Origin of the sequence: Chryseobacterium sp. C2(2020), assembly GCF_014218915.1 — a bacterium.
In the GTDB taxonomy this organism is placed as follows: Bacteria; Bacteroidota; Bacteroidia; order Flavobacteriales; family Weeksellaceae; genus Chryseobacterium; species Chryseobacterium mucoviscidosis.
On record NZ_JACLCT010000067.1, the window covers coordinates 1 to 9,005 of the forward strand.

General features: G+C 36.4%; 10 protein-coding genes. 4 read left to right on the top strand and 6 right to left on the bottom strand.

The window, feature by feature from the left end:
* Positions 1-77 precede the first annotated feature (77 nt).
* The 5 genes from H6W52_RS20510 to H6W52_RS20530 all read right to left on the bottom strand — a co-directional run bounded on the left by H6W52_RS20510 (position 78) and on the right by H6W52_RS20530 (position 5,063).
* A complete protein-coding gene (locus H6W52_RS20510; RefSeq protein ID WP_116099517.1) occupies positions 78-764 on the bottom strand; it encodes a hypothetical protein in 687 nt (228 codons plus the stop codon).
* A 266-nt stretch (positions 765-1,030) separates the two neighbouring features.
* Entirely contained in the window at positions 1,031-2,446 is a 1,416-nt protein-coding gene (locus H6W52_RS20515; protein ID WP_116099516.1) for an alkaline phosphatase, read from the bottom strand.
* 141 nt (positions 2,447-2,587) lie between these two features.
* Positions 2,588-3,502 (bottom strand): NAD(P)/FAD-dependent oxidoreductase, encoded by a 915-nt coding sequence (locus H6W52_RS20520; protein WP_116099515.1) that lies wholly within the window; start codon positions 3,500-3,502, stop codon positions 2,588-2,590.
* 2 nt (positions 3,503-3,504) lie between these two features.
* On the bottom strand, positions 3,505-4,707 hold the full coding sequence (locus tag H6W52_RS20525) for a GTP-binding protein (protein WP_116099514.1): 1,203 nt from the start codon (positions 4,705-4,707) through the stop codon (positions 3,505-3,507).
* A gap of 17 nt (positions 4,708-4,724) precedes the next feature.
* Complete coding sequence (locus H6W52_RS20530; protein WP_087708092.1) at positions 4,725-5,063, bottom strand: MerC domain-containing protein; 339 nt, start codon at positions 5,061-5,063, stop codon at positions 4,725-4,727.
* A 71-nt stretch (positions 5,064-5,134) separates the two neighbouring features.
* Between H6W52_RS20530 and H6W52_RS20535 the strand changes: the two genes are divergently transcribed.
* A complete protein-coding gene (locus H6W52_RS20535; RefSeq protein ID WP_116099513.1) occupies positions 5,135-5,536 on the top strand; it encodes a Fur family transcriptional regulator in 402 nt (133 codons plus the stop codon).
* A gap of 15 nt (positions 5,537-5,551) precedes the next feature.
* Here H6W52_RS20535 and H6W52_RS20540 read toward each other — a convergent pair whose 3' ends face one another.
* Positions 5,552-6,022, bottom strand: coding sequence for an Lrp/AsnC family transcriptional regulator (locus tag H6W52_RS20540; protein WP_116099512.1), 471 nt, complete (start codon positions 6,020-6,022; stop codon positions 5,552-5,554).
* A gap of 143 nt (positions 6,023-6,165) precedes the next feature.
* Here H6W52_RS20540 and H6W52_RS20545 point away from each other — a divergent pair, with 143 nt between their 5' ends.
* The 3 genes from H6W52_RS20545 (at position 6,166) to H6W52_RS20555 (ending at position 8,933) form a co-directional block, all read left to right on the top strand.
* Positions 6,166-7,548, top strand: a complete 1,383-nt coding sequence (locus tag H6W52_RS20545) for an MFS transporter (RefSeq protein WP_116099511.1) — start codon at positions 6,166-6,168, stop codon at positions 7,546-7,548.
* 118 nt (positions 7,549-7,666) lie between these two features.
* A complete protein-coding gene (locus H6W52_RS20550; protein ID WP_087708097.1) occupies positions 7,667-8,107 on the top strand; it encodes a hypothetical protein in 441 nt (146 codons plus the stop codon).
* Positions 8,108-8,186: 79 nt separating this feature from the next.
* On the top strand, positions 8,187-8,933 hold the full coding sequence (locus H6W52_RS20555; RefSeq protein WP_116099510.1) for a metallophosphoesterase: 747 nt from the start codon (positions 8,187-8,189) through the stop codon (positions 8,931-8,933).
* Positions 8,934-9,005 lie beyond the last annotated feature (72 nt).

The following is a 9,005-nucleotide window of genomic DNA, read 5'->3' on the forward strand; positions in this document are numbered from 1 at the left end:
CTTTTACTTTATCTAATGATTGACATTTATAACATTTCATAATACTAATTTATGAAATATATTTTAATTTAACAATATCAATAAAAATTGTCTTGTGCGATAGGATTTACATTAAATTTCACCCAGAACAGTGTTTTACCGGTCCATAATTTTTCTGCCAATAATGTTTCGTATTTCTGTACATATTTTGCTAATGAGTCTTTCTCATTATAATATACTTTAGTATTGAGGGTAATATCGTCAAGTTTAAGTTTAGTTTTTGCTGAATCTTTATTAGTAATTTCACCTTCCACTTTGTCATAAATACCTCCATACATAGCTTTATAATCATCCTTTGAAGGTTTTGTTTTGAAATTTTTAATAGGAGATAGAAGCCATGTAGCATTTAATCCGACTAATATGGTATTTCTGTTTTTCCAGTCGAAATATTCTCCTTCATTAGACAATGTGCCCGTAATATCTGCTGAAAAAAATAGGTTACCCAATCTCTGCATGAATGGAGAAAAAGCAAAACTTTTATCTTTTGAATTAACATCTAATGCAGCATATCTTCCTGGTGCGTTTTTATTTTTATCACCAGTCTGTATATTTGCAAAATCTTTGAAGGCAAGTTCTCTGAAGGTTTCATCAGAAACAATTTTATTATTTTCTTTTATAACCTCATTAGTTCTTTCTTCTACCCATTTTTCCTTTGTTTCCTGTCCGGATACTATAATGCCAAATAATATCAGCAACAATGCTGATACATAAAATTTTGTTTTCATGGTGTATATTTTTAAAAAGTTTAGGTATAAAATTACGAGAGAATTGTAATTTTTACAATAACACTTTTGTGGTATAATTAATATTTTTTTGAGATGAAAATACAAAAAGCTGCCCGATCGGGCAGCTTCTATTATAATTAAAATTATTAAAGGTTCTAAATAATATTCTGTGATTTATGTAAAATAAAGATAGCCATCGAATATAACATTCAAATCTAAATAATGATGCACAGGTAAAATATTTAGATTATTGATATTTCAACCGCCTAAAATTTATTCTCCACTTCGGCAGCTTTCAGCATCAGATAATGCAGATCTGTATTCTTTACAAAAGGTTTCAGCAATTCGCTTCCGGGCCCGTATATTGCCAGTTCCACATAATCCCCACTGTGATCCATGCTGATCCATCCTACGCTGTTGTGTTTTTTCTGAATCTCGGAATATGCTTTATATGGCAGTTTTTTATAATTGTACAATCCTTCCTCGTCTTTTTCCAGACCTTTGTAAAAATTAAGCAGATGATTCGCTTCTTCATCTGACACTGAAAAACGGTTGTTCGTAAATATCCAGTCTTTCACCTGCTGCAGATTAAAATCGGGACGAATAGTATTCAGCAGATATTCATTTGTAAACTGATAATTGGCAATGCTGTCGAAATTTTTTGTGGCATCTGCTCCGTAAATGGTTCCCGGATTGGCATTTCCGTGGTCTGTCGTTATGATAACCAGAGTGTTTCCGTCTTTTTCTGCAAAATCCATGACTGTTTTTATGGCATCATCAAACGCAATCTGATCATGAATAAGCGCAGCCACATCATTGGCGTGAGCCGACCAGTCTACCTTTCCGCCTTCTATCTGTAAAACAAAACCCTCCTTATGATCTTTCAGATGATCGATGGCCGTTTTAGCCATTTCAGCAAGAGTCGGAGTAGTTTTTTGCAGCTCCGGCATATTTTTTCGGTCGATGGAATAGGGAAGAGCACCAGTGGTAAAAACACCCAGAATAGGTTTGTTCTTATCCGTATTTTGAAGATCCGATCGGTTTTTCAGGATTTGGTAGCCTTTATTTTTATAGGAAGAATAGACATCTATTTTATCTTTTCTTTTTTCAGCATTGAAAAACTCATCACCACCTCCCATCATTACATCAAAACCCAGTTCCGCATACATCTCGGCGATTTCAGGCTCCGCGCTTCTTTTGGCAGAATTGATGCAAAATCCGGCGGGAGTGGCATGGGTAATGGTTACAGTGGTTACGCATCCCGCTTTTTTACCTTTCTTTTTAAATTTTTGCCAGATCGGAAGATACTGTTCTCCGTTCACGCCTACATTCAGAGAACCGTTGTTTACACGGAATCCGCCCCCGAAAGAAGAACTTGCCGCAGCAGAATCGGTAACGATAGAACTTGCAGAAGCAGTATCCATCAAAGCTCTCGAAACTCTGTTTTCCAGATAAAGATGCATCCAGTTGCTTTCCCGTCCCAAAATATTTTTGGAATAGAGATTTGCCATGGAAAGTGTTCCGTTGCTCATTCCGTCGCTGATCATGAAGATAATATTCTTTGCTTTTTTTCCTTTGAAGCTGAGTTTTTCTTCAGAATTTTTTCCGAATAAATCGAATGGATTCAATGAGAATGCCCCTGTTAAAAGAGCAGAACCGCTCAGGAATTTCCGTCTGTTCATTGCTGGTATTTTGAGGTTAATTTAAAGCTTATTTTTCTGATTTATATGAATTTAACGTTAACCTGTTTGATAAAAAGGAATCGTTAAATTTTTGTTTAAATAAAGTTCAGATAAATTTATAGTAGATGTTTCTTTTCGTTTTTAAAAATTTTCCTGTACAAGCTGAAGATTCAGCATACTTCCCGAAACACTTCCTGTATAAACGGAATGAGCTATCGAGCGCATGGGCGAAGAATTATCTCCACACGCAAAAACACCGTCAACACTTGTTTTCTGAAAAGAATCGGTTTTAATATGTCCTGTCTCCGTATATTCGCAGTTCAGTTGTGCAGCAATATGCGAGTGCTGTTCAAAAGCCGGAGGTGCATAGAGTACATTCATCGGAAGAGAAGTTCCGTCCGCAAAAATAATTTCAGAAAGATTCCCTTCCCGATGAACAATTTCCGTTACTTTTTCTTCCACAATAGAAATATTGTTTTTCTTTAAATCAGACATTTGCTCTTCCGGAAAATCAGCCTTTCCGTTCGTCAGTAACATCAGATGATCCTGCGAAAGATTTCTTACCAGTCCTGCAAGGTGAAATCCTTTTTCACCGTTTGCCAAAATTGCCGTTTTCTGGTTCCTGAATTCGTAGCCGTGACAGTAAGGGCAATGAATTACAGAGATACCCCAACATTCTTTAAATCCTTTTATATCAGGAAAAAGATCCCGAATTCCTGTAGCAAGAATGATTTTTTTGGATGAAAATATTTCCGTTTCTGTTTTTATTTCAAACCCAAAATCTGTTTTTTTCGCTTCTGTTGCTTTTTGCTGAAGGAAGGTTACCGTTTCGTATTTCAGAACCTGTTCAAGGGCTGTTTTGGAAATTTCAGCAGGCTTTTTTCCGTCCTGTGTAATGAAATTATGCGAAAAAGGTGTCTGTGCATTGCAGGGATTTCCGCTGTCCAGAATCAGAACTTTTCTTAAAGATCTTCCTAAAGCCATTGCTGCAGATAATCCGGAGTAACTTCCGCCAATAATGATGGCATCGAAAGGCTGGTTTGATGAGTTTTTCATAATTAAATATTTTTAGGAAAAGGATCTTCAAATGATATATTCTGATCAAACATATACTTCTCATTGTCTTTCAGGAGACATCTTTCCAGATCCTTTATCATCTGTTCTCTGTTTAAATCCTGACCAATGAAGACCATTTCGTTCATCCGGTCTCCCCAGTCTTTGTCCCATTTATTTTCGATAAAATCTCTGTTTTCGGAGAAAGACTGATACATTTCCCGCTGACTCATCGGCATACTGCACCACCATACTCCTGCCTTCTCCATTCGGAAAGAGCCTCCTGCCTGAGAAAAATTAAGCGCATCGTCCGGTCTGGAAGCAAGCCAGAAGAGCCCTTTTGCACGCATAACACCTTCCGGATACTTTTGACCAAGATAATTCCAGAAGCGTTCCGGATGAAATGGTTTTTTGCTTCTGAAAACAAAAGAGCTCAATCCATATTCTTCCGTTTCCGGTGTATGATGTTCATTTTGAAGTTCTTTCTGCCATCCTGCAGAATTTTGAGCGGTTTCGAAATCAAAAAGTCCTGTATTGAGAATTTCCTGAGGATTAATTTTCCCGAATTCGGAGGTAATGAATTTTGCATCCGGATTTAGTTTTTTAATGGCAGCTTTCAGAAAGTTCACTGTTTCTTCCGTTACGAGATCTGTTTTGTTCAGAACAATGATGTTGGCAAATTCTACCTGATCTGTAAGAAGGTTTACAATGGTTCTGTTATCGCCCTCAATATCGGTAAGATCCCTATCAGTCAATAATTCGCTGGAACCGAAATCTTTGAAGAAATGAAGACAGTCTACAACCGTTACCATTGTATCAATATAGCTGAATCGGGAAAGATCGATACCGCTTTCTTCGTCCACATAAGAGAAAGTCTGGGCAATCGGAACAGGTTCCGCAATTCCGGTTCCTTCAATCAGCAGATAATCGAAACGGTTTTCTTTTGCGAGACGTTCTACTTCAATAAGAAGGTCGTCACGAAGAGTGCAGCAAATGCATCCGTTGCTCATTTCCACAAGTTTTTCTTCGGTTCTGGATATTGTGTTTTCGTTTTTTATCAACTGTGCGTCAATGTTTACTTCGCTCATGTCGTTTACAATCACTGCAACCTTCAGGTTTTCTTTATTGTGAAGAACGTGATTAAGAAGTGTGGTTTTTCCGGCACCCAAAAAGCCGCTTAAAACCGTTACAGGAATTCTTTTTTGCATGATATCTGAATGATTTTTTAATGTTTATGATTTTTGAAATTGATGAGGTGTGCAGTAATAAGTCCGGTTGCACCTGCATAAATCAGTTCAGAATGAATATGGAAAATAAAATCCAGACTGATTGAAATTGCGATGAGTGCAACAGAAGCCCAGAAAAGCAATTTCAGAGCGGTTGAGCGGATATTTCTGGTTATTTTTGAAACCACGATAATTCCGGCGAGCAGAAATGCCAAATCAATATAGGGATTATGGGAAATACCCAGCGGAACAACCATCAGCAAAGGGAAAATAATGCAGTGGATCAGGCAGAGAACCGCCGCAGAAATACCGATAAGATCTAAGATTTTTGTTTTCATTATTCTTATTGTAACTTTGTTGCAAAAGTAGGAATTAAAATTTATTATCGCAACTTTGTTGCATTAATTATATGAAACAGACAAGAAGTACACAGGCAAAAACCGAGATTCTGAAGCTGATAACAGAATCTGATCATGCGTTATCACATGCAGATATTCAACTGAAACTGGGCAATTTGTGCAATCGCGTCACGATTTACAGAGTGTTGGAAAGACTGGAAGAAGAGGGCAGTGTTCACAGAATTGTAAATGTGGATGGTGTGGTAAATTTTGCGAAATGCAGAGGCTGTTCCGAGATACATCATCACAATCATCTGCATTTTAACTGCGAGAAATGCAAATCGGTTACCTGCATAGAGAATGTCGTTCCTGAAATTCGGCTTCCGGAGAATTTTATCATCAATCAGTATAACTTTCTGGTAAGCGGAATTTGTGAGGATTGCAGCAAAAAAGAGATGGAGAAAGGATTGTAGTTTTTTTAATTTCAATTACAAAATCTGGGAACTTTCCTTAATGCTGTTCATCACAAAAATACTTTTTGTCTGTCCGATTCCTTCAATTTCAGAGAGTTTGTTCACGAAAAATTCATGAAATTCATCCATATTCGGAGCGAGAATTTTCAGCATAAAATCGAAATCTCCGCTGATGTTGTAGAACTCAACCACTTCTTTCAGTTTTCCTACTTCCTCAATGAATTTTCCTGCGGTTTTTTTGTTATGAACATTCAGCGCGATCATGCAGATTACCATCATTCCCTTGTTCACTTTTTTACGGTCAACAACAGTAGTATATTCTTTAATGATTCCCAGTTTTTCCATTCGTTTGATTCTTTCGTGAGTAGGAGTGGGACTAAGATTAATTCTTGCCGCAATATCTCGGACGCTTAATTTCGCATCCTTCTGTAAAATTCTGAGAATGGAAAGGTCTTTTTCGTCGAGTATATAATTTTCTGTTGCCATCTGTTCTGTTTTTGAAGAATTAATTTCAAATATAAGACTATTTGTTCTTTTTTAAATTGAATTATATTAAATATGTTCTTAATTTTAGTTTAAATTTTTATATACGTTCTATTAATTTTAATTTTGCAGCATAATTGAACTATATGGAGAGAAAGAATTTGATTTTGATTTTAGCATCGGTAGGAACATTTGTAGAGGCTTTGGATATTGCCATTATCAATCTCACAATTCCTTCTATTCAACAGCAATTCAGGATTGGTGCAGAAACTGTACAATGGCTTCAGACTTTATATGTATTATTTTTTGGAGGCTTTCTGATTATCGGGGGAAAACTCTCCGATCAGATCGGAAGAAAGAAAATTTTTCTTTTGGGATTATTCCTTTTTATGCTGACTTCTCTGGGAGCGGGTTTGTCTGAAAGTTTTGGAACTTTAGCTATTTTTAGGGCTTTACAGGGATTGGGAGCGGCTTTCATTATGCCTTCGGCAATGTCGATTGTGACGAATACTTTTAAAGAAGATCAGGAGAGAAACCGTGCGATCGGGATTTTCAGTTCTTTTGCTGCGATTGGTTCCGGAAGCGGACTTTCTTTAGGGGGAATCATCAGTACGTATCTGAGTTGGCATTGGGTTTTCTTAATCAATGTTCCGATTCTTTTCATCACGTTGATTTTCGCGTATCAGTATCTTCCGAAAGATGAGAAAGGAGTGTCCCAAAAAACAGATCTTCTGTCTGGAATTCTACTGGTTTTAGGTTTATTGAGCTTAACATACGGAACGCATGAGTTGGTTCACATCAAAGAACAGACTTTATTGGTTGCAGGTTCGTTAATTTTGGCGGTTATTTTACTGACTTCTGTCGTTTTCCGTTTAAAATCGGTTTCCCAACCATTGATTGATTTAAAATTGTTAAAACATTCTTCTCTGGTAGTTTCCAATCTGGCTTTTGTGGCTTTAGGCGCTTTTTTCATCGGATTTTTGTTTTTAATTTCGCTGATGTTGCAAAAAGATATGAATCACAGTGCGGCTTCGGCGGGACTGATGTTGGTTCCTTTCAGTGTTATGTCTGCTTTGGTGGCAAAATTTATTCTTCCTCATGTTGCCAAAAGATTAAATTCTTCGCAGATGGGAATTTTGGGCTGGATTTTCATGTTAAGCGGAGCTTTGGCGTTGTTGGTTTCCATTTATTTCGGGCATCCTTTGTCAATGGTTTTATTAGGTGCAGCATGCATTTCAGGAATAGGGATGACGTTTTGTTTTACCGCTTTGTCTGTCTTGGGAATTCAGGATGTAAATCCTTCCTCTTACGGAGTGGCTTCGAGTCTGAGTTCGACAAGCTATTTTTTAGGCGCAGGAATCGGGTTGTCTTTTATGACGTTGATGAGCCAGATTTTTCCTTCAGAATTGGCGGTGGGAAATTTGAGCCTGATTATTCTGATCGGCTATGCTGTTTTTGCATTAATAATGTTGTGTTTTTTCATCTTTAAAAATATAAAAATCGCAGAATCTGAAATCGCTGTTTCGTAAACTGACCTACTTTAAACTAAATTATATATTGAAAGAATCGGCAAATTTTGTCGATTCTTTTGTTCATAATTAAATTAACAATAAGTTTATTTTTATATTAGCTTATAAAAGATAATAAATGAAAAAAATGTTCACTTTAAGAGGAGTAAGTAAAACAGGAAAAACAACAAAAGTTAAGCTAATAGCTGAATGGATTTCTAATAATTACCTCAATAAAGAATTTGATCTTAAGAAAGGTGATATATGTACTGTCTTCGAAGTTGATAATTTGTATATAGCTTTCGTCAGCGCGGGAGACGATATAAATCAAGTAAAAAAAATTAATAATTTATTAAAAGAATATGAAAATATTGATATTGTAATCAATGCTTGCAGAACTCGTGGGGCGGGGCGGAAATATCTTGAAGGAAATTTTAACAAAGAAAAAGGATGGTTGGTGAAAAATATTTTTGTGAAGAAGTTAGGAAAGGAAATGATTGAGGAACAAGAAATAAGAGATAGTAAGATCTTGGAAGAGCTTAAAACTTGGTTAACTGGAGTAAAGAAACTTGAAAAGTAAAGCATTTAACTTTATAAGTATATCAAAGTTAGTTAATAAAGTTTTTGTAAATTTTAATACATGTCATCTTTTTAGCACCATGAAAATACAAATCATCAGCAATCTGCATCAGGAATTCGGAATGTCGGAATTATCTTTTGATCAAGCCGATGTCGTTGTTTTGGCGGGAGATGTTAATTTGGGAACGAAAGGAATTGAATGGATCAAAACAAAGATTCCCGATAAACCTGTGATTTATGTGTTGGGAAATCATGAATATTATAAAGGTTCTTATCCTAAAACGTTAAATAAAATAAAAGCTGCCGCAGAAAATTCCAATGTTTTTGTGCTGGAAGACGGTTTTGCAGATATTGATGGGATTCGTTTTCATGGCGCAACGTTGTGGACGGATTTTTCTGTTTTCGGAGATCCGAGATACTACGGATTTGTCTGTCAGCAAGGAATGAACGATTATAAGAAAATTAAAAGAGATCCTTCGTATTCAAAGATGAGGTCGATAGATATTTATAAAATTCATCAGTTTTCGAGATTGTGGTTAAAAGAAAGTCTTGAAAATTCAAAGGGCATGAAGAATATTGTGGTTACTCATCATGCCCCGAGTTTACAGTCGAGCCCGGAACATTTTAAAAATGATCCGTTAACTTCCGCATACGTTTCCAATCTGGAGGATTTTATCTTGGAATATCAACCGCTGTATTGGATTCACGGGCATATTCACACGCCGAAAAGATACAAAATAGGGGAGACGGAGATTATCTGCAATCCGCATGGTTACATTTCGGAAAAGTATAATGGATTTGAGAGGGAGCTGATTGTGGAGGTTTAAGGTAGTGTCCTACTAACTGTGTAAGTAGAAAAGTTATTCTGAAAAATTTTGAGCCCTCAAAGCTCAAAAAAT